The organism is Cytobacillus sp., from assembly GCF_964223445.1.
Lineage (GTDB): Bacteria > Bacillota > Bacilli > Bacillales > Cytobacillaceae > Cytobacillus.
Genome location: NZ_CAXQGS010000104.1, coordinates 1 through 20,372 on the forward strand (window position 1 = coordinate 1; position 20,372 = coordinate 20,372).

The window sequence follows — 20,372 nt, forward strand, 5'->3', positions numbered from 1 at the left end:
TCCTGCATTTTAAACTTCATAGTAAGGGTTCCTCCTAAGTTTGAGTTAGAGTCGTGTCTTACTCATATCTTACTGAGGAGCCCTATTTTTTTCAAAGCTCAGAAATAACGATCTACAGGAATGCTAATCTCACCCTTTCGTTTAAAAAGAAAAAAGCTGCCTGATGAGCAGCTTTTGACCCTTAGCACCCCTGATTCTGAAGTTACAAGCCTTCTTAGTTTAGTGCTCCATCATTTCATGGGCAATGTCATGGCCATCCATGTCAGATGGATAGTACGTAGGCCAATGGGTAACTTCATCCAGCAATTTTTCCCGGTCGTCACCCCAATACAGGTGATAGTGACTAGCTTCTGTCGGATAGATGCTATGATCACTAAACTGAATATATTGAGGAAGACCTTCAGCTTTTGCTTCTAGTTTAAATACATATCTAACCCCTCTATTTCCCGCATCATATGTTAGAATTTCATACCCATCGTAGATATACTCCCCAGAATATTCTTCTCCGTTTTTGAAAAACGTTACCTTATTCCCCTGTATCTGAATTCGTCCAACATTTGTTTGGTATCCTTCATTATAATATTCCTTATATTCTTTAGCTGTCATCTCACCCCCATGCTCTGCTTTATGAGCAAATACTTCGTCAAGGGTGCCATCTTGAAGATATGGGTATACTGACTGCCAGTCACCTTCCCAGTCGGATAAGGATCGATCCTTCACTTGACTGTTTTCAAAATATCCTTCATAAATTTTTGCTGTTTCTTCATTATGTGAATGAGTATGGCCATGATCGTGTTCATCCTCCTCATTTGTTTCAGATGATCCCTTGGATGATGGTACTGATAAAGCTTTTGTCAGTTCTTCTAAGTTGTGCTGCATGAGCGTAAAGTAGTCCTCATTATTCTTTATATCTTCTTCTGTTAAAACCGATAAATTGTGTATACGTAAAGCCTCTGCATCAATTTCCTTCCTAACTATGTCTGCCACTTTTGGAGTTATATTCTGTTCAAAAAATACATGCTTCAAACCATGCTTTTCAGCAGTCTTAATGATGTTTTGCACCTCTTTATGTGAGGGCTCATTAGCAGGGCTTAAACCGGATACTGCGATTTGCTCGATCCCATAGCTTTTCTCCCAATAGCCATAAGCAGCATGAGATACAATAATTTTATTTTCAGGTAAATTTCCAAGTTGTGTACGGAAGTCCCGGTCTAAGTTTTCGAGCTTCCCTTTCAGCTCCTCAAAGTTTTGGTTAAAAATCTCTTCTTGCTCAGGTTTTAATTCAACTAATAAATCTTTTATATGCTCTGCCAGTTGAATAGATCGAATAGGATCCAGCCAAACGTGAGGATCTTGATCCCCATGATTATGTCCAGCATGTTCGTCCTCATGACTGCCTTCTTCTTCATGCTCATGGCCGCCATCCTCTCCTTCATGGTCATGTACATGCTTTTCCAAGATAATTTCTTTTGATGCTTCAAGTACCTTGACGTCATCAGATTGAATAGTTTCCGAGATTTTGTTTGCGTATGATTCCAAACCTGCCCCATTATAAATAAAAGCATCAGATTCAGATATTTTTATCATATCGCTGGTGGTTGGTTCATATGTATGCGAGTCTGATCCCGGTGGCAGAATAGACTCCACAGAAGCTTGATCTCCTGCGATTTGTTCAGCAAAAAACTGAAGAGGATATACGGTTGTATAAATCTTTAACTCTTTGCTGGATCCTTTTGGTTCCCTCTCACTTTCACTGCTGTTTGCAGCTTTTCCTCCACACGCAGCCAGCGTAAAGATGACTATAAATAAACTAAGTAAACCTGCGAATCTTTTTAACAATGTTATTCCCCCTTTACTTAGGGAATATTTTATCGTAATCATTACGATTTGTAAATAGTAATCATTACGATTTTGATACTGTACTCTTTCAACTCCTTTGTTTAAAAAGAAAAAGCTGCTATATTAGCAGCTAATTTTGCATAAGCACCCATTAGTTCAATACCTTTATCAATTCAATTTCATCTCTGATTGGAATACCATCATTTCCAATTAAGGGTATCTCGGGTTTTACCTTCCTTGCTTTCTCAACCGCATTTAGAATAATTTGGGACAGGATAAATCCTCGTTTCTGATAAAATTTTAATGCTAATAAATTATCGTTTGTTGTTATAAGTTTAACGATTTTACAATTTTTCTTGATAGCAAGATTTTCTACTTCTTGAACTAACGATGTACCTATCCCCTTCCCTTCTTCCATACTATCTAAGGATATAATTTCGCATTCATTATCTATAATTAGGTAAGTAATTAAGCCAAAGATTTTGTCTTCTTCATTTATAACAGCAAAACCATCCAGTGCACTGCAATCATGAATCCCACTGGATGTAACCATTTCCGGGCTTCCCCAATGCAGTTTAAAAAATTCTATTATTTTATTTTTTGGTAAATCCTCAACTGCGTAAGTTTTCATCAAAGCCACCTCAAATGTTATATAACTCTTCTTCATAATAAGCCAACTGCCTGGCAAGGTTTTACCTTAATTCTCCTATACAGAGTCTACCTTTTATCTTTAAGAATTGAATATACATAGGTATCGTGTGCTTCTCCATTTTGCTGCATATAATCTCTTAGAATACCCTCTTTTTGAAACCCGGCTTTAGTCAGCAGTTTATTAGATGCCTTATTATCCATAAATACAACTGCCCCAATACGAGTAAGTTCCAGCTCCTCAAATCCATATTGAATAACTTTCGATACAGCTTCGAAAGTATAGCCTTTTCTCCAATGTTCAGGATGTATCTCATATCCTATTTCTGCCCGCCTATGTTTGAGAGACAATGCATTGAAGCCAACAGTCCCTATTATTCCTTTCTTCCCTTTAAGTTCAATTCCCCAGCGCATTCCTTTTTTCTCCCTGCAGCTATTTGCAAAAAAGTCAATAAATGCTTCAGCTTGTTCCATCTTTTCTAATGTTTCCTGCCCATAGTAACGAGTCACATTGTCATTTGAAAAACAAGCAAATATACTCTCAGCATCTTCTTTCAAGATTTCTCTCAGCTTCAATCTATTAGTCTCTAAAGTCGGTATCACTTTTTTCTCCCCTTACCTTCTATAGCTATACACTATCTTGATAATATCTGAAGAATATTTCCATCAGGATCTGAAATAAAAATGGCATGGAAACCCGTCTCTCTATTGGCAATTACCTTGAAATGTTCTGTCTGCAGCAGTCGATAATAGTAAAATATCTTTAACGGCTGCTGGTTTTTAATGGCTAATGAAAATTCTTTTAATAAATTGTCATTGAATGGCTGTTTTCCAGTAACTAGTGAAGTACTTTTCTTCAATGAATTTCTTGCCCGGTGAAGGGCTGTTTTAATGGATTCATTACTGACTCTCAGCATTGCGGCGATTTCTTCAGAGGTATATTGGAACACATCTTTTAACGTTATTAGCATTGCCTGACGGAGTGGAAGTGTACAATATAAGATTTCTACTAAACTGTCCCACTCCGTAAAATCCCAGCTTTTCGCGAATAATTCATGAGGGTCCGTCAGAATTTCACTTTTCTTGCGCTTTTCATCAATATAAATATTTCTGGCAATGGTGTACAAATAAGTTATGTTCATCACCCGGTCTGGCTCTTTTTCTCTTATTCTGATCCATTTAATCATTGTCTCCTGGGTTAGATCCTCGGCCAGCCATTCTGAGGATGTTAAGGATAAACAATATTTATATAGCCTCAAAGAAATTTCCTCAACAGTTAAAGATTCAGTAATCATTTTTCCTCCAATAAAATATTTTCATTATTTTGTAACTTTTCTTTTATTATAATCGTTTGTATAGGAACAAAAAATAAGGAGTGTGATCTTGCATGTTTAAGGTCGGCAGTATTTTTATTCCGGTTACGGATTTGGAAAGGTCAAAAAAATGGTATGAAGTAAACCTTGGTCTAACGAAAGTAGATGAGTGGCAGGAAAACGGGGCTGATCATGGTGTGGGCTATGTTTTTAAGACTGACACCACAGGTCTTGCTTTAATAAAGGTAGAAAAGCCTCAGCCAACAGAATTTACTGTCAAAGGGAAAAATAAAAACGTCTATTATAATTTCGAAGTAGATAACATCCAGCAAGCTTACGATCGGTTGAAACAAAATGGAGTGGAAACAACAGGCATTCATGATTATGGGATGATGAAAGGGTTTGATTTCTTTGACCTTGATGGGAATGCCTTCAGTGCAGTAAGTGAAGAACTGAATTCGCTGTACCATAAAGACAATATGTAAACGTAAATAGTGGAAGCAGCCAACGATGTGCTTCCACTAACCTGGCTTTTAGCCTGCGAGGATACTCCCTGCTCCATTAACCTTGAATTCTTATCCCCTCAGCTTTACATCGCAATTAATAAAAAAGGAATTCCCAAATCCCCCTTTAGCAAACAACAAATCTAATGTTACACTAGAATTAATGGAATATTTTAGAAATGGGGTTAAGGTGATGGGGGAAGTTATATTAGAGATTAGTGATTTGAGAAAGAAATATGGTCCGAAGTCCGTGCTGAATGGTGTATCTTTTCAGGTAAAAAGCGGGGAAATCATCGGGTATATCGGCCCGAACGGCGCTGGAAAAAGCACCACTGTCAAAATCATGCTTGGCATTGAAGATGACTATTCAGGACAGGTCAAAATCTTTGGCCAGGATATTTCGGATGGAAATATCGATTATAAAAGAAAAATCGGATACGTGCCGGAAATCGCTGAAGTATACGATATTTTGACCGGCCAGGAATATTTGACCTTTGTTGGCGAATTGTATGGTCTCGATTCGGACCTCGCCAGTGATAAGGCAAAAAGCCTGATGGAACTATTCGGCATAGGGGAAGTCTACCATTCCCGGATCGCTTCTTATTCAAAAGGAATGCGCCAAAAGCTTCTCATTATCTCGAGCTTACTGCATAATCCGGAACTTCTGTTCTTTGATGAGCCCATCAATGGCCTGGATGCAAATAGTGTCATGATATTCAAAGAAATTATGGCACAGCTTGCTGAACAGGGAAAAACGATCTTTTATTCTTCTCACATTATGGATGTGGTCGAAAAAATAAGCAGCCGCATTATTCTCCTGCATGCCGGCAGAATTGCTGCTGATGGCACCTTTGAAGAGTTAAGGCAGCAAAATACGGAAGGTTCACTTGAACAGATTTTCAACCAGCTTACGGGATTCAGTGAACATAAGGAACTTGGTGCAAGATTTGTTTCGATCGTAAGGGAGATGTAGGGATGCAGGACTATCGCACTCTTAAACTATTGGATCGTTTTGAGCGGATTTTCAACAGCTTTGGTGTAGATTACAAGATAATGAGAAGACTCCTGCAAGTAAAGCTAACGATGGATGGACGGCGTGTGCCCACCATTTTCTCGCAGAATGCAAAAAAAGACAACAAAGAAAAGAACAATCAGTACATAAAATCTTTATGGATTTACGTATTGTTTGGGCTGTTTTTGATTCCATTTGTGCTAATGGGAGACAATTATCTTTTCCAGATGAGCCTATTTTATGGGATTTTCACCTTTTTCGTTATGACCTCCATGATTTCTGATTTCTCTTCGGTTTTACTGGATATCCGGGACCGCAACATCCTGTTTCCAAAGCCGGTCGACCGAAAAACGATCAGCACGGCAAAAATGGTTCATGTTACGATTTATCTTTCTTTCCTTACCATTGCGCTTACGGGAATCCCTTTGATAGTGGGACTTATCAAAAATGGGCTCTTATTTTTCCTGATTGCTGCCGTAAACATCATCCTGATTGATTTATTGGTTGTTGGTTTAACCGCACTGATCTATTTATCGATATTGCGATTTTTTGACGGGGAAAAATTAAAAGATCTCATCAACTATGTCCAAATTGGGCTGTCCCTTATGATCATGGTTGGCTATCAATTGCTTATTCGCTCTTTTGAGTTAATTGACTTAACGGTTTCGCTTCAGCCAAAGTGGTGGCAGATATTCATCTTTCCAATGTGGTTTGGGGCAAATATCGAAATGATGATGAAGGGCACATTCCAGCCGTTTTATCTCATCTTTTCAGCATTAGAACTCATTGTTCCGATCCTGTCCATCTGGATTTATATGAAATTTACCAGCACCTTCGAGCAAAACCTGCAAAAGCTTGCTTATCATGGAAAAGCCAAAGAAACGAAACGGAGTAAAGCGGGACAATTCCTTCTCAGCACCATTTGCCGCTCACCTGAAGAAAGAGCCGTTTTCCGATTTGCCGGCAGCATGATGAGGAATGAACGGGACTTTAAGCTGAAGGCTTATCCGTCTCTGGGTTTTTCCATCGTAATTCCGTTTATTTTTATCATGAATACTCTTCGTGAAGATTTTGCACAGCTATCTGACAGCAAGTCCTATTTAACGATTTATTTTAGTTTGATCATCATTCCGACCATCATGATTCTTCTAAAGTATTCAGGAAAATATAAGGGTGCCTTTATTTACCGGGTTGCTCCACTCAAACAGCTAAAGCCGGTGTTCAGCGGTACCATCAAGGCATTTATCTTTAAGTTATATTTGCCAGTTTACTTGCTTCTAAGTGCACTATTCCTTTTCCTGTTCGGGGCAAAAATTCTGCCTGATCTTGTCGCTGTATTTATCAGTGCCTGTCTATATGCGGTCATTTGTTTTATGGTTCTAAAGAAAACCCTGCCCTTTTCGGAGTCTTTTGATGAGTACAATCAAAACGGCAATAGTGCCATTATATTTGGATTGATGCTGATTGTAGCCTTATTTGCCGGCCTTCATTTCGCCAGCACTCTATTGCCGTATGGAATCTATCTGTATTTGGGGCTTGCGATTATTTGCCTGGGCATTTTTTGGAAGCTGGCTTTCAATATTACTTGGGAACAGATTGTAAAATAACCTGCGGGACGATTTTCAAAGGATGGTCATTTTGATATCGGCTAGCCGCTTAGCGTTTTTTAGCTGCCACTTTTGGCAGCTCTCTTTTTGCCTCATACTGTCATCTGATGTTTTATGCGAATTCCAGCTCTCCTGCAATAAAAATAGACATCCCGCAAAAGGAATGCCTTCTAATTTAATCTGGCTGGGATCGTTTGTGTTTTTCCTGGTAACTCGGCAGCCATTACAACTGGTGACTATTTAACTTATTTAAGACCTTTAAACCCATACTTTTCAAAAATACTCATTGAATTTTCATTTTGAAGATAATCATAGAATAACTTGGCTTCCTCTGGATGTCTTGTATCCTTAACCACACCTAAAGGATAAATAATGGCATCATGAGTGTTTTCATCTGCCGTGTCCACAATGTTAACTTTTTCAGATATTAATGCATCCGTTTTATAAACAATTCCAGCATCCACATTATTTGTCTCTACATATGTAAGTACTTGCCGAACGTCTTTGGCATACACCACTTTTTCTTCTAAGCTTTTCCAAATACCCATATTTTCTAAAGACTCCTTCGCATATTTCCCTGCAGGAACAGACTCTGGAGTGCCGATAGACAATCTATCTGCTTCAGTAAGATCATTAAATGATTTAATTCCCTTTGCTGATTCTTTCGGCACCACCAGAACAAGTTCATTTCCAACTAAATCAATTCCATTCTTTTCTTCAATAAGTCCGTCCCGTACTAATTTATCAAATTTATCCTCTGCAGCTGAAAAGAAAAGATCAGCAGGTGCTCCCTGAGAAATTTGCTGCTGAAGAGAGCCAGATGCTCCAAAATTAAAGTTTACTAGCATATTCGGATGCTCTTTTTCGAAGCTTGCTTCAATATCTGTCAAGGCATCCTGCAGGCTTGCTGCTGCCGAAATAGTCAATTCCACTTTTTCTCCAGTTTCTTCCTGCTTCTCCTTTCCTGTATTTTTAGACTGGTCACTGTTTGAACAACCAGCCAATAATAAAAAAAGTACTATTAACGAAAATAACAGGTATTGCTTTTTCATTATGAATCTCCCTTTCTAATTAGTTATATCTGATTATAACTGCTATAGCTCTGGTTATCAGCGGCCAGGCCATTGTGTCAGATCTCCGGGCAAGAACATATGGCCCCACTGAAGGCTCTTTACATCAAAAATCGAAAGCTGCCTTATGGCAGCTATTTAAAACAGAAAAAATTACTCATTTTTATATTTTTCCTGCATCCCGCGCTCTATATCAAAAATCCCTATTGTTCCACAAATTAAAACACCTAATCCCAATATACCGGTAAGAATCCAATTCTTATCCCAGCTGTTGATTAAACTAAATAAACAACCTGACGCAATAAATAATGCTCCATATTTTGCTCGCCATTTTTCCAATTTTGAATGGTTTTCATTACTCAAAATAGTTCCACTCCATTTCAGACCTTTCAATACGTATTTAAGCATCAAGGGGTATTAAAAACACCCTCAGATGTTAAAAATCAGTTAGAAGTACAGTTGCTCAAGAAACCCTATAAATAGTACTGATATGATAAAGATAGGTATTGAAATGAATATTTTATTTCGCAAACTAATAACCTCGAATCGGCTGTATAACTTACTTACAACGATAAAAAGAATGATTAGGACAGGCACACTTATACATATGGCAATTAAATCAACACGTGTAAAGGGTTTGCTGATGTATTTATCAAAGTTGATGTTAATAACAAAAAGTATGGAAAATAAAAAAAATTGATAAAAACAAAATCTACCATAAATCATGGGTGATTACCTCTATTGTGTAATTTTTAATATGGATTCATTATCTGCTTATTAAGGTAGTTCCACAAAAATAGCGTTAATCCCTTCCAGGATCAACGCCTCAATCAGTCTGAGTGCACTACTGCCCTTTTATCTTTTATTCCTCGAATCTAAACCCTCAGCGAGCCGCGGAAACCCCTTGCACCATAGTAGGAATCGGCTCCATTGTGATACACAAAAACAGTGTCGTAGCGGCGGTCACAAAAGATAGCCCCGCCAAGTTTTCTGACATTCTCAGGAGTTTGCACCCAGCTGGAGGTTTTCTTATCTACATGTTCAAGCTCCTGAAGCTCCCGGTATTGCTCTTCTGTTAAAAGCTCAATGCCCATGGCAGCTGCCAAATCCATAGCGCTGTTTTCCGGCTTGTGTTTTTTCCGTGCATCCAGCGCTTCACGGTCGTAACAGACACTTCTGCGGCCTTTTGGACTTTCAGCTGAACAATCATAAAATATGTATTCGCCGGTCTCTTGATCATGGCGGACGACATCCGGTTCACCTTCAGTTCCTTCCATTTCATTGAGTGACCACAATTTTTCAGGATTGGCTTCGAGCTTATCTTGTACATCAGCCCACTCCACACCTTCATGGCGATGCATGTTTTTTTCAAAACGCGCTTTCAGAGTTTCCAGCAGTTCATCACGCTGTTCTGGTGACAGCTCCATATTTCCCATTGTCAAGTTAACTCCTCCTAGTTTTTACTCCATTATAATATAATTATGACCATTAAGGGCTATTTGATAAAAGTGGAGCATTATTAACTTTACATAAACCACCTTCGGACTCATTCTCGTCGGTTTCCCGCTTTTCTGTCCGAACCTGCTCCGCCTTTCCCTCTTTATGGAATGCCACAAAAAACAAAAAAAAACACTAACAAATACGTTGCCATTTGTTAGTGTTTTCCAATCTATTATGAAGCTTGCTGCTCAAATCTTTCTTCTGCTGGAGGGTTAAATTGACCTTCCCACTTTGCAATAACAATCGCCGCAAGTGAATTCCCCACCACGTTAACGGCTGTTCGGCCCATATCAAGGATACGGTCGATGCCGGCAATAAAGGCAAGGCCTTCTGCAGGCAATCCAATTGTGCTGAATGTAGCCAGCAGCACGACAAAGGATACGCCTGGCACGCCCGCCATTCCTTTTGATGTAACCATCAGTACTAACATTAATGTGATTTGCTGCCCTATGCTTAATTCTATGCCAAACATTTGTGCAATAAATAAAGAGGCAATGGCCTGATATAAAACCGATCCGTCCAGGTTAAAAGAGTAGCCTGTTGGAATTACGAATGAAGCAATATGTTTCGGGCTTCCCGCCTTCTCCATTTTGTCCATAATTCTTGGAAGCACTGTTTCAGAACTTGCAGTTGAAAAGGCCAAAATTAATTCTTCTTTAATCATCTTCAGTAATTTAAAGATGCTGAACCCGACAACTTTGGCCATAACTCCTAACACAACAAGAACAAAGAAAATCATGGATCCATATACAGTAAGCGCCAGCTTGCCCAATGGAATCAGTGAGGCAAAGCCATACTTGGAGATCGTTACACCAATTAAGGCAAATACCCCGATTGGTGCATACTTCATAAATAGGTTTGTCACATAGAACATCGCCTTGGCAGTACCTTCGAAGAATCTCAATACCGGCTTTCCCTTATCCCCAATTGCTGCAATTCCAAGTCCAAATACAACGGCAAAGAAGATGATCGCCAGCATATCGCCTTCCACCATCGCCTGTACCGGGTTTGTTGGGACTATATGCAAAAAGGTATCCGCTATCGACTTGCCCTCTTGCTCTTCATTGGTTTCAACATAGCTTGAAATATCGCTTTGCTGCAGGCTGTCCATATTCAGGCCGGCACCAGGCTGAATCACATTACCTGCAATGAGGCCAACCACAATGGCAACCATGGTCATGCCGATAAAATAAGCCAATGATTTCCCGCCAAGCTTACCAACGGACTTTATGTCTCCAACACCCGCAATAGCAACAATTATTGTTGATAGTACAATGGGAACAACAATCATTTTAATTAAGCGGATAAAAAGATCGCCAAACGGCTGAAGGACACTTTGCGCCGCTTCACTCCCATAGAAAATACCGCCAACAGCGATCCCTAAAATAAGACCGATAAAAATTTGAGTGGCTAAACTTAATTTAATTTTTTTCATCAATTACCCTACCTTCTTGTTTAGTTTTATACGTGCTGCGCAGGCAAGGGAAACAAAGATGATCCTGATAAAAAAGAAAATCGACAAAAATGCGGATTTTGTCAATTCACACTATTTCATATTCTCTTATGTTTCCTTAAACGCTGACGAGGTTAGCTTTCGGGTTAGGACTGTGGAAACAGTAAGCCCTTCCATCGATAGGATTCACCCCAAGCGGAAACTCCGCTGTAAATATTGGGTCCCCCGTTCTTAAAATAAGATTAAGCATAGATCACTAGATCATTATATTATTTCAAGATAATTTTTGTAAATAGTTAAGTATTACCGGAAGCAAACTAAATGGTCACTTTAAAACACTAAAAAAAGCTGGAATCAATGAACTTTCAGCTCTTTCACTTTGTATAATAATCAACCTTTGTACAAGCAAAACAAAAAAAGTATTTGGCTCCGCCTGCGCCAAATACAATGATAGCCACTCATGCTATCCCCGCTATATCTAAATTAGCAGCTTTGTATTAAGAATATTGAACGAGCCTGTAAACCTTTTATTAAAATTCCCCTAGATAACACTCACCTTTAGCTTTATAATACTCAATCAACATGCAATAAAAAATCCATCGTTTTGCTAAATGCTTCTTGGTCTGACTTTGCATCATATCTAGAGGAATAAGGATCACTGAATCCATGTTTTCCTGTAAATTTATGTACTTCAATTTTCTTTTTTTCTAAAGCTAATAGTAACTCGTCAACATTTAAAGACTGCTCATCTTGCGGAAAGAATAGCATTACAGGACACTGTGGTGTTAACTCTAAATAATCCCTAACCCTTGAACCGTAGTATCCAACTATTCCATCCACACAATCTTCTTCACTGCAAAGCCAGGCAACAGTTGCACCTATACTAAATCCAATGATATATATTTTTTCGTATTCATCTTTAACATCTAATAATAAATCTTTAATTTTTCGGGCAGCGCTGGAGAATCCTACATGTTCCATAAAATGACGATAAGCGGCTTCCTCTTGAGTATATTCAAAAGGTCTCTCTCGCTCTGATAAATTTGGGCAAATCAAATCAAAACCCTGCTTTAATAGTAATTCGCAAAAACTCTTTATATGCTGATTAATTCCATAGATTTCGTGGATTACGAGGATTAAAGAATTTGAATTACTCTGCCTTTTCATGATTACGACCCTTTTTCTCCATATTTCTTCTCCCATTCATCGATCCATTCTTTACACTTATTCCATTCAAAAGATATTCTATATTTAATGATTTATTCCTTCATCATCTAAACACCCTTTAAATCAAAAAAGCCGCCTATTTGGCAGCCAGACTTGAAGCAATTCACCATTATGAAATTATACACAAGCTTCATATTCCGTTCTAAGGTTATTGATGATCGTCTGAACAGGCAGGATTTCGTTAATTTCATGGACTCTTGCCCCTGCAAATACGAGACCATTCTCACAGTCCCCATCCATGGAAGTTATCAAGGAATCCATTGTGCAAAAGCGATAAGAGCAGTTTTTCAGGCAATCGATGCATTTCGTTATTTTCACCTTTTTATTGTCAGATATCTGCTCTGTAAAGCGGTTCTTAATGGCACGGCCATCCAGTCCTACGGTGGTCTGCACCATGACGATATCTTCCTGTTTGGCATGGACATACTTTTCTTTAAAGGATAATGGTGCATCACATTCGTGACTTGCGACAAATCTTGTTCCCATCTGAACACCGGAAGCACCGATATGAATGGCATGAGCGATATCTCTTCCTGTCATGATCCCTCCAGCAGCAATGACAGGAATCTTAACGGCTTCCACGACTTCCTGTAAAATATCGAACAGCGGTCTTTCAGTCCCTAAATGCCCTCCCGCTTCATTGCCCTCTACCACAACAGCAGAAGCACCAAGCCGTTCTGACATTTTTGCCAGCCTTGCAGATGAAACAATCGAGATGACCGGTGTGCCAGATTCTTTGCCCCAGCTGTACATATCTCGTGATATCCCAGCACCTGAAATAATGAAATCAGCCTTTTCCTCAATCGCCGCTTTCATTTTTTCAGCAAAATCATTCATGGCAAAAAGAACATTCACCCCAATATAGCCCTCACCCTTGAGAGATGCCTTAGCCTTTCTAATATGTAATCTTAAATCTTCGATGCTGATTCCTGTTCCGGAAATAGTTCCAATCCCTCCGGCATTCGCAACAGCTGACGACAGGCCACTTAAAGATATGCCTACGCCCATACCACCCTGCATGATTGGAAATTTAGGCTTCATATGACCAATTCTTAATTGTGGAAATCTCAAAAGAATACCCCATTTCATCGTCGAATTATTTCTTCTCCATTATTGTGCGAATGGGGTTAATTGAATAGTGATAAATATAATACCTGATACTATAATCAGGTGATAATTTAGCGATTGTCACAGAATGTTCAAGAAAGAACAAAGATGATGGTCCAATTTTTATTATCCTATGTCCGATATATCAAAATCATCACAACTCATCTTTTTCTTCTTCAGTAATTATACTAAAAGAAATATTGAGTTTATCCCATACCCAAGCATGAAAGATTTCGTCTATTTCTTTTTCCAAAGCATTATCATCCCGACTCTCGTCAAGACCCAATTTTTCAAAAGTGAATGTCTCAGTCGCCTTAGCACCCTCATACCGGGCACTGCTAAATGAGAAAGTAACTGTTCTGCCCACGGTGTATCCCCCTTTATTAAATCAGGAAGTATTCATTTGATCAGCACTTACTCGCATGAAAATCTTTTACCTGCGTTTTTGAAATATAAAATGCAATAAGTAAGCTAAGCCTATAAAAGTTATCGTGAAGAAAAATACTTTAATTATGGAAAGCTGCTCTATTAGAGGGGTGTGCGTTGAACGATCCGATGAAAAAATAGTCCACCAGCTTGGTTCGGGAAATAGAAAAGATTCTATAACCCAGGTGCAAAAGAATAATAAGACTAGAAACCAATAGAATTTCATAAGTTCTCCCTCTTACACAGTTAATACAAAAACTTCAATTCAAAATCCTTACATCATTAGGATCCACTAATGGTTTCGTTGAGAAACCCTTTAAATCAGCTTCCCTGATTGTAACTGTCCCACCAATTACCGACTTGATTGAGCTGACAGGCTTTCCAAACAAAACAGAAAGATCATCTTCTAACCCCTTTTTCTTTGTTTCTAATCTTAATTCTTCTATTTTTATGTTATCAGTCATCGAATCTACTATATCTTTGTTTGTTTGAAGTTCTATCCTAAAAGAATAAGGGGTTGTAATAAACGTTCTTCGTTCCCCCCTATCAACAGTCCAATTCATATTATCTGCATTTAGGCATATAAGTTCTTGTTCCTTTTCAGATACCAAAAAGCCTATATGGTCAAATATAATCTTGTTTCCATATCCAAAAGTGATATTTATGCTCCCTTTTCTTGCTTCAATTATACGAAAAAGAATATTCTTCTTCCGGAAATCATCCCATACTAAGGGAGGATCAAATTTCTGGAAGTCCCCCTGGCATTTTCCGATACGCTGATATATCCTAAAGCCATTATTCACGTAAAACTTTTCTGTTTCTTCCACATGCGGAGTCCAAAAATGATAATGAAAAAGCACTGAAATCACCTCTTTATAAAGCTCATTACCTACATATTCAATATAAAATCAATATCTCCTTTAAGGCGTTTTTACGAGTGCTGATACCGTTGACCATTGCCCGATAACTTAATAAAATGAAAACATCCCAAATTGGAGGTTTTTGTTTGTTGAACTTATGTTTAGAGCTGGAGGAGTAACACTTTCTACATGGCTGCCTGCATGAGAAAGTGCCATTTATATCGAACTTTATAAATCACTTAAAGAACAGGAGACTATAAATGGATATTTTAATTCGGCAAGAACTCCCTGCAGACTATCATTCCACGGAAGAAATGATTAAGGAAGCTTTTTTAAATGAAGAATACAGCGACAAGACAGAACATCTCCTTGTTAAAAGAATCAGAAATTCGGACGCATTTATTCCGGAGCTTTCTTTAGTAGCGTTAACTCAGGCTAAGGAAGTTGTGGGTCATATACTTCTATCAAAAATTACAATAGCTGATTGTGAGAAGGCTGCAGATTCTCTGGCACTTGCCCCCGTTTCTGTTGCTCCCGGTTATCAGGGAAAAGGCATCGGCAGTCAATTAATTCGAGCTGCACTTAACAAGGCTAAAGCGTCCGGATATCAATCCATAATCGTTCTGGGCCATAAGGATTACTATCCAAAGTTCGGCTTTAAGCCAGCCAGCCTTTGGAATATCCATGCCCCGTTTGAAGTACCTGACGAAGTGTTCATGGCTCTGGAATTGGCAGAGAATGCTCTTAAAAATGCTACAGGGGTAGTCCATTATTCAAAAGCTTTTTCAGAATAAGAGGGCTGGATGAAAAAAAGAGCTGACGATCGACAAGCTTGATCTTCAGCTCTTGTACCTATTTTGTAAAAGACATTCTATGGACTTATTCTGTAAGTTCCCAGGCAGGATTCCAAACCACTTCCCACAGGTGTCCATCTGGATCTTGGAAGTACCCAGAATATCCACCCCAAAAGGTGTCGTGAGCTTGAACCGTAATAACCGCACCCGCACTTTCAGCCTGTTCCATTACCGTATTTACCTCTTCTTTACTCCCAACATTATGCCCAATCGTAAATTCAGTTGGGCTTTTTCCTGTCTGGTTTATGCTTGTGTCATGAGCGATATCTTTACGGTTCCAAATTGCCAGTTTTAATCCTGATTGCAGATCAAAAAACGCAACAGCACCATGCTCGAATTCTCTTCCTACTATGCCCTGTGTCGGGAGCCCAAGACCATTCTGATAGAAATGTAAGGACCTTTCCAAATCATCTACACCTAATGTGATAACTGATATCCGCGGTTTCATAAAAGACCTCCAATAAATTAAAACTTTCAACTGAACTGTTAATTCAATTGCTATTAAGATCAAGCAGCTGCTGAAGTGTAAGATTAGAAGCATAATCATTCATCTATATCATAAATCAATTGATCAAATAACTCCCCATCCACATAAAGCAAAATGGCCCATTCCCCCTTTTTAGGAAATTTAACAGACGATGGTGTATGTGCATCTGCCCCGTTGTTTGGACCATAAGCACGAATGGTCCATCCCATTCCATTTAATACTTTATGGACAGTTTGCGATTCTTTATGAAAACCAACTATCGTCAGATCTGCATCTTCTACTCCCCAAAGATGCCACATCCACTTTTGGCCGTTTAAACTTGGCATGTCAGCGCCAATTACACCGGACTTGTTTTCATTTCCGATAATGCCCCTGTCACCGAACTCCACAGCTTTTCTCTCCCAATCAATATTGTCAAAATCGCTTACTTGAACAAAATCAGGTATGTCCTTTGGCAAAGTAATAGCGGCGTCTTTTGCTTTTTCAGCCACACTGACAACAACATCCCCATAGGCTTTGCCATCCAGATACACTTCATACTTCCACATGCCCTCATAAGGAAGTGTGAATGTAGTCGTGAACCTCTGCAAGCTTGGGTATCCAGGAGAAGGTTCTGTTACTTCTTGATGAGGCAAAACTTGTATTCTCTCACCTGTTTCTTTATGAAGGGCAGAAATAGAAATTTCTTTTCCTTTATAAGTGTCAAAAGGCTCTGCGAAACTAAAAATATTGCCATAAGGTGTTCCCGCCTTCAGATTAGGATCGGGTAGTATGCTAAATTTTATATTTTGATTCACCTTATATTCATGCCGTATTTTCCATTCATTATTCGTGCCGCCATTTATCTTTTCTGGATTTTGCCTGACCAAAATTTCAGTTGAAACGATGAATGCCAGGAGACAGATGGCAAAAGTGGAAATAGCGAATATAACGAATTTATTGGGTCTGTTTGGCTTCACTCTTCTATCTGTATGGACGGCTTTTCTAATATTCATTTTTTGAAATTCCGTAAAGTGGTCACCTTTGTGAGTCGTCGAGTCCATCGCCCTCCGCAGCTGCTTAAGCTTGCTCTCCATTATATCCCCACCTCTCCATCATATTTTTCAGTTTCAGCCTGCCTCTGCTCAGTCTGGTTTTGATCGTATTGTGGTTCACGCCTAATATTCCTTGGATCTCTTCAATCGAACATTCTTCATAGTAATAAAGCGTAACGGCTTCCCGGTACTTCACAGGCAATGACAATACACACAAGGAAAGAAATTCTTTCTCGCTGCGCTTTAGCAGATCCTTTTCCGGCGACAATTCTTTTGAAGAAAATAGAGTAAACAGGCTTGAATTCATTACTACTTTTCGAAACGCGTAACTCTTCAAGACATCCTTTGATTTATTAATAGCCAACCGATAAATCCATGATTTAAAGGAGATCACTTCACCGAGTTTGTCATAATTTTTGTAGCACGCTATAAATACATCCTGAACAATATCTTCCGCCAGCTTCCAGTCCTTCACATAGTTATAAGCCAGCTTTGTGAGCCGTTCACCATACTCATCCATAATAAACTCCAGCCAAGCATCACGATCTTCAAATGGGCCTTCATCCCTGACCTTTCTCACACACTCCCCACCCCATTTTCACTTTAATGCTAAGACGAATGAGTTAGATATAGGTTTCATTTTTCTATAAATTTTTTAGAATAAAGGCACTTACCCTTTTGCGGATAAGTGCCGGTTCCGGTTCCGCTTCTGTCTGTTTTTCATAAAAGATCTGATCAACAAAATCAGCATCAAAAAGAAAGGTTCGCCATAATATTATCAGGATTTTCTTTAGCAGTTTTGTTCAAAAAAAAGCCGCCTGGATTAGCAGCCTGCGTATGTTATTCATTTTTCTTTATTGAAAACAAATAAGCAATTGCAATGAGAACTGCAATGATAGAAGTGATTACAGAATATCGAAAAATAGTAAAAAAGAACTCAGGATAAGGTGTTATAACACTTGAAGTCATACCACCGGCATCAGTTGTGCTTTCTATCCGCTTCATAAAGGCCACCAATAAGAAAAAGGAGACAATAAATGAATATATCCCTGTTTTCACTATGAATTTCTCCATAAATTCACCCCTAAACTTTCAATGACTTACTTGTTCACCTACAGGTACCTGGAGCAACGAACAATTAGTTCATAAAATTACTGAAATCCTCCTGTGTCTTTATTATCTCCCATCATATAATTTGAACTTTCTCCTGGTTTTGCGTTAGGATTTGTTGGGACGGGAGGGTTATTATTGTTTTTCTTGCGTCTCCAATCAATAAATAAAGCAAATAGTATATTTCCAACAATAAAAATCAATAGCCACCACATAGGTTCAATCCCCCTGGTTAAAAAGGCTTTATTGATAAAACGATTCCGATAGTTAGATGCTTCAACTCCACACATCCTTTTACTTAAATATACGGTTGAAACTTTAAATAGTTTCAATTTTTACTTTATTCCGCCTTTTGTGCTGAAGGTTTCATATTCAGTGAAAAAATTATCAAACCTATGTAACAAGCCCACTTCGACTCCCTCTGAAAAAAACTTGATCCACAATTGATGTTTATGTGAACAACACCTTACCAAGGATGGTTCAACAATGAGGAATTATCTATTAAGCAACTATATTATTTTCTCCGCCAATACATATCTGTCCCCTTAAAAGAGTTACACATTCCCCTATCAGTTCAACAGTGTCCTCTACCACTCTTAATTTTATTTCACCCCCACGCTCTGAATCCTGATAAGCGGTAAAATCTGCTTTGTTAAGAAGCTTACTCCAATAAGAGGCTAATGCACAGTGTGCTGAACCAGTAACAAAGTCTTCTTTAATTCCAATCTTGGGAGCGAAGTATCTTGAAACAAAATCATACTTCCCCAATCCCCGGCTGGTAATTATGATTCCCGGGCCATTTAGCTCCTTTATTAATTCATAATCTGGTTCGACATTATGAATTATATTTTCATTCTCAAATTCAATAATATACCGATCCTCTGCCCAGGCAGCAGCTTTGATAGGGAAATTAAAAACCTGTTGAAGTTTAACACTTACATCGATTGGACAGGATTCTTTTATCTTCAATCTCATCATAATCTGATGCCCTGACAATTCAGTTTTAAGAATGCCTGATTTAGTATGAAAATTGATTGCTGTTTCCCTTACAATACCCTCACTCCACAAAACATGGGCAGCCCCCAATGTTCCATGTCCGCATAAATCTATTTCTTGAGTGGGGGTAAACCATCTAAGCTGGTATGCATTATTATTTGTTAACGAAATAAAAGCTGTAATTGGCTGTTTAATTTCTTTTGCAAATGACTTCATCCACGCTTCAGATTTGTCTGCTGTCAGTAAAACAACAGATGCGGGATTGCCCTTAAACTCTTCTTTTGTAAAAGCATTAATCAAGTAATATTTAGTGATCTCTTTACATTCCAACCTTATAACCCCTTCTCTGAGTTAAATCCAGTAATCCATAAAATTTCACTACATTACACTGCACCGTCTGTCGAAGAAGAAAAAGAGCTGCCATTCCCAATTGGATCTACAGCTCTTTCACTCATTATTTTAGTTCAAATTGAAGAATCAACAAACTCGTCAGTGTTGACTTACTTCATATACTTTGCAACTAACAAATAACACCTCTCTCTTGTAAGACTTGCTTGTGTAGCTACATATTCCAATGGCTCCATCGATCCGCCTTTGTATTTTAGAGAAGACTTTTTCGCAGTTTCATCTCTTTGTTGGATCCAGTTCCGCTGATCTTCTCTTAGTTGGTCCATCTGTCCTTTATCAAGCTGCTCTTCTAACAGACCATAAATTTTGTTTAATTCCTCATCCCAAGTTCTATATCTTTCCGCCTCTTGTTCCACCAATTCTGCCGTGGTTGTCTTGGCTTCTGCGTATTTGTCCGCTTCTTCCATTTTGTTTAGTTTCTTGAGATATTCATCTTTATTACTTTCAAGATTTTCACTTTGATCATTGCCTGACTCAGCTGACTCTCCATCATTTGAGACTGCGGATGAATTGTCTGTATCTTCTTGTTCACTGAGCTGTGTGGTATCACTGCTGCCAGAAGAGTTTTTTGCTTCCTTCCCCTCTGAATCTGCAGAATCCTTATCCATTGAGCCGCCATCTTTATCTTGAGCGGAGCTGTTGCTAGCTGGCTGGCTGCTCGACTCTTCAAATGAGTCTGCACAAGCAGTCAGTACACCTGACAATGCTACTATTAGCAATACTGCCAAAAACTTCTTGTTTTTTTGCATTTTCAAACTTCCTTTTAATATTTATGAACGAAATTTATACTTTTCAATTTTTGAATATAACCTTCAGTATCATCAAACATTCAAAAATTATTTTTTCTGCGCTCACTCCTTCCAACTTAATCTTACCATGTTCCATATAGAAAATTATCCCAAAACCCCTGTTTTTCAG

23 protein-coding genes and 1 riboswitch are annotated in these 20,372 nt (G+C 38.6%); of the genes, 4 read left to right on the forward strand and 19 right to left on the reverse strand.

Annotation, left to right across the window (positions count from 1 at the left end; genetic code table 11):
- Window positions 1-219: 219 nt before the first annotated feature.
- The 4 genes from ACEQ1T_RS18560 to ACEQ1T_RS18575 all read right to left on the reverse strand — a co-directional run bounded on the left by ACEQ1T_RS18560 (window position 220) and on the right by ACEQ1T_RS18575 (window position 3,782).
- Window positions 220-1,839: a metal ABC transporter solute-binding protein, Zn/Mn family gene (locus ACEQ1T_RS18560; RefSeq protein ID WP_370224146.1), complete on the reverse strand. Its 1,620-nt coding sequence runs from the start codon at window positions 1,837-1,839 to the stop codon at window positions 220-222.
- Window positions 1,840-1,990: 151 nt separating this feature from the next.
- Window positions 1,991-2,470: a GNAT family N-acetyltransferase gene (locus tag ACEQ1T_RS18565; RefSeq protein ID WP_370224149.1), complete on the reverse strand. Its 480-nt coding sequence runs from the start codon at window positions 2,468-2,470 to the stop codon at window positions 1,991-1,993.
- Between the two features lie 86 nt (window positions 2,471-2,556).
- Complete coding sequence (locus ACEQ1T_RS18570; RefSeq protein ID WP_206844954.1) at window positions 2,557-3,090, reverse strand: GNAT family N-acetyltransferase; 534 nt, start codon at window positions 3,088-3,090, stop codon at window positions 2,557-2,559.
- Window positions 3,091-3,122: 32 nt separating this feature from the next.
- A complete protein-coding gene (locus ACEQ1T_RS18575; RefSeq protein ID WP_206844955.1) occupies window positions 3,123-3,782 on the reverse strand; it encodes an RNA polymerase sigma factor in 660 nt (219 codons plus the stop codon).
- Between the two features lie 92 nt (window positions 3,783-3,874).
- On the opposite strand from ACEQ1T_RS18575, the gene ACEQ1T_RS18580 reads away from it, so the two are divergent.
- The 3 genes from ACEQ1T_RS18580 (at window position 3,875) to ACEQ1T_RS18590 (ending at window position 6,922) form a co-directional block, all read left to right on the forward strand.
- Window positions 3,875-4,285, forward strand: a complete 411-nt coding sequence (locus ACEQ1T_RS18580; protein WP_370224150.1) for a VOC family protein — start codon at window positions 3,875-3,877, stop codon at window positions 4,283-4,285.
- Between the two features lie 211 nt (window positions 4,286-4,496).
- Complete coding sequence (locus tag ACEQ1T_RS18585) at window positions 4,497-5,276, forward strand: ABC transporter ATP-binding protein (RefSeq protein ID WP_206844959.1); 780 nt, start codon at window positions 4,497-4,499, stop codon at window positions 5,274-5,276.
- Window positions 5,277-5,278: 2 nt separating this feature from the next.
- Complete coding sequence (locus ACEQ1T_RS18590) at window positions 5,279-6,922, forward strand: hypothetical protein (protein ID WP_370224152.1); 1,644 nt, start codon at window positions 5,279-5,281, stop codon at window positions 6,920-6,922.
- A 245-nt stretch (window positions 6,923-7,167) separates the two neighbouring features.
- Here the strand turns inward: ACEQ1T_RS18590 and modA are convergent, their stop codons facing one another.
- From modA to ACEQ1T_RS18630, 8 genes are all read right to left on the reverse strand, one after another.
- The gene (modA, locus tag ACEQ1T_RS18595; protein ID WP_370224155.1) at window positions 7,168-7,974 is read right to left on the reverse strand and encodes a molybdate ABC transporter substrate-binding protein; all 807 of its coding nucleotides are present in this window, start codon (window positions 7,972-7,974) and stop codon (window positions 7,168-7,170) included.
- A gap of 171 nt (window positions 7,975-8,145) precedes the next feature.
- Window positions 8,146-8,355: a hypothetical protein gene (locus ACEQ1T_RS18600; RefSeq protein ID WP_370224157.1), complete on the reverse strand. Its 210-nt coding sequence runs from the start codon at window positions 8,353-8,355 to the stop codon at window positions 8,146-8,148.
- Between the two features lie 512 nt (window positions 8,356-8,867).
- Window positions 8,868-9,428 (reverse strand): DUF4256 domain-containing protein, encoded by a 561-nt coding sequence (locus ACEQ1T_RS18605; protein ID WP_370224227.1) that lies wholly within the window; start codon window positions 9,426-9,428, stop codon window positions 8,868-8,870.
- A gap of 236 nt (window positions 9,429-9,664) precedes the next feature.
- The gene (locus ACEQ1T_RS18610; protein ID WP_370224159.1) at window positions 9,665-10,927 is read right to left on the reverse strand and encodes a cation:dicarboxylate symporter family transporter; all 1,263 of its coding nucleotides are present in this window, start codon (window positions 10,925-10,927) and stop codon (window positions 9,665-9,667) included.
- Between the two features lie 126 nt (window positions 10,928-11,053).
- A riboswitch (cyclic di-AMP (ydaO/yuaA leader) is annotated at window positions 11,054-11,204 on the reverse strand.
- A gap of 314 nt (window positions 11,205-11,518) precedes the next feature.
- Window positions 11,519-12,115, reverse strand: coding sequence for a dienelactone hydrolase family protein (locus ACEQ1T_RS18615; protein ID WP_370224228.1), 597 nt, complete (start codon window positions 12,113-12,115; stop codon window positions 11,519-11,521).
- A 174-nt stretch (window positions 12,116-12,289) separates the two neighbouring features.
- Entirely contained in the window at window positions 12,290-13,261 is a 972-nt protein-coding gene (locus tag ACEQ1T_RS18620) for an NAD(P)H-dependent flavin oxidoreductase (protein ID WP_370224160.1), read from the reverse strand.
- Between the two features lie 172 nt (window positions 13,262-13,433).
- Window positions 13,434-13,646, reverse strand: coding sequence for a hypothetical protein (locus ACEQ1T_RS18625; RefSeq protein WP_370224162.1), 213 nt, complete (start codon window positions 13,644-13,646; stop codon window positions 13,434-13,436).
- Window positions 13,647-13,965: 319 nt separating this feature from the next.
- Window positions 13,966-14,565: a hypothetical protein gene (locus ACEQ1T_RS18630; RefSeq protein WP_370224164.1), complete on the reverse strand. Its 600-nt coding sequence runs from the start codon at window positions 14,563-14,565 to the stop codon at window positions 13,966-13,968.
- Window positions 14,566-14,825: 260 nt separating this feature from the next.
- Between ACEQ1T_RS18630 and ACEQ1T_RS18635 the strand changes: the two genes are divergently transcribed.
- The gene (locus tag ACEQ1T_RS18635; protein WP_370224166.1) at window positions 14,826-15,359 is read left to right on the forward strand and encodes a GNAT family N-acetyltransferase; all 534 of its coding nucleotides are present in this window, start codon (window positions 14,826-14,828) and stop codon (window positions 15,357-15,359) included.
- Window positions 15,360-15,444: 85 nt separating this feature from the next.
- Here ACEQ1T_RS18635 and ACEQ1T_RS18640 read toward each other — a convergent pair whose 3' ends face one another.
- The 7 genes from ACEQ1T_RS18640 to ACEQ1T_RS18670 all read right to left on the reverse strand — a co-directional run bounded on the left by ACEQ1T_RS18640 (window position 15,445) and on the right by ACEQ1T_RS18670 (window position 20,203).
- A complete protein-coding gene (locus ACEQ1T_RS18640) occupies window positions 15,445-15,867 on the reverse strand; it encodes a VOC family protein (RefSeq protein ID WP_370224168.1) in 423 nt (140 codons plus the stop codon).
- Between the two features lie 95 nt (window positions 15,868-15,962).
- On the reverse strand, window positions 15,963-16,982 hold the full coding sequence (locus tag ACEQ1T_RS18645) for a hypothetical protein (protein WP_370224170.1): 1,020 nt from the start codon (window positions 16,980-16,982) through the stop codon (window positions 15,963-15,965).
- Entirely contained in the window at window positions 16,966-17,520 is a 555-nt protein-coding gene (locus ACEQ1T_RS18650; RefSeq protein WP_206844980.1) for a sigma-70 family RNA polymerase sigma factor, read from the reverse strand. The genes ACEQ1T_RS18645 and ACEQ1T_RS18650 overlap by 17 nt, the downstream gene beginning before the upstream one ends.
- 260 nt (window positions 17,521-17,780) lie before the next feature.
- Window positions 17,781-18,014 (reverse strand): hypothetical protein, encoded by a 234-nt coding sequence (locus tag ACEQ1T_RS18655; protein ID WP_370224173.1) that lies wholly within the window; start codon window positions 18,012-18,014, stop codon window positions 17,781-17,783.
- 77 nt (window positions 18,015-18,091) lie between these two features.
- A complete protein-coding gene (locus ACEQ1T_RS18660; RefSeq protein ID WP_370224176.1) occupies window positions 18,092-18,265 on the reverse strand; it encodes a hypothetical protein in 174 nt (57 codons plus the stop codon).
- A gap of 286 nt (window positions 18,266-18,551) precedes the next feature.
- Complete coding sequence (locus ACEQ1T_RS18665; protein ID WP_370224178.1) at window positions 18,552-19,376, reverse strand: PhzF family phenazine biosynthesis protein; 825 nt, start codon at window positions 19,374-19,376, stop codon at window positions 18,552-18,554.
- Window positions 19,377-19,546: 170 nt separating this feature from the next.
- On the reverse strand, window positions 19,547-20,203 hold the full coding sequence (locus tag ACEQ1T_RS18670; protein ID WP_370224180.1) for a lysozyme inhibitor LprI family protein: 657 nt from the start codon (window positions 20,201-20,203) through the stop codon (window positions 19,547-19,549).
- Between the last annotated feature and the right edge of the window lie 169 nt (window positions 20,204-20,372).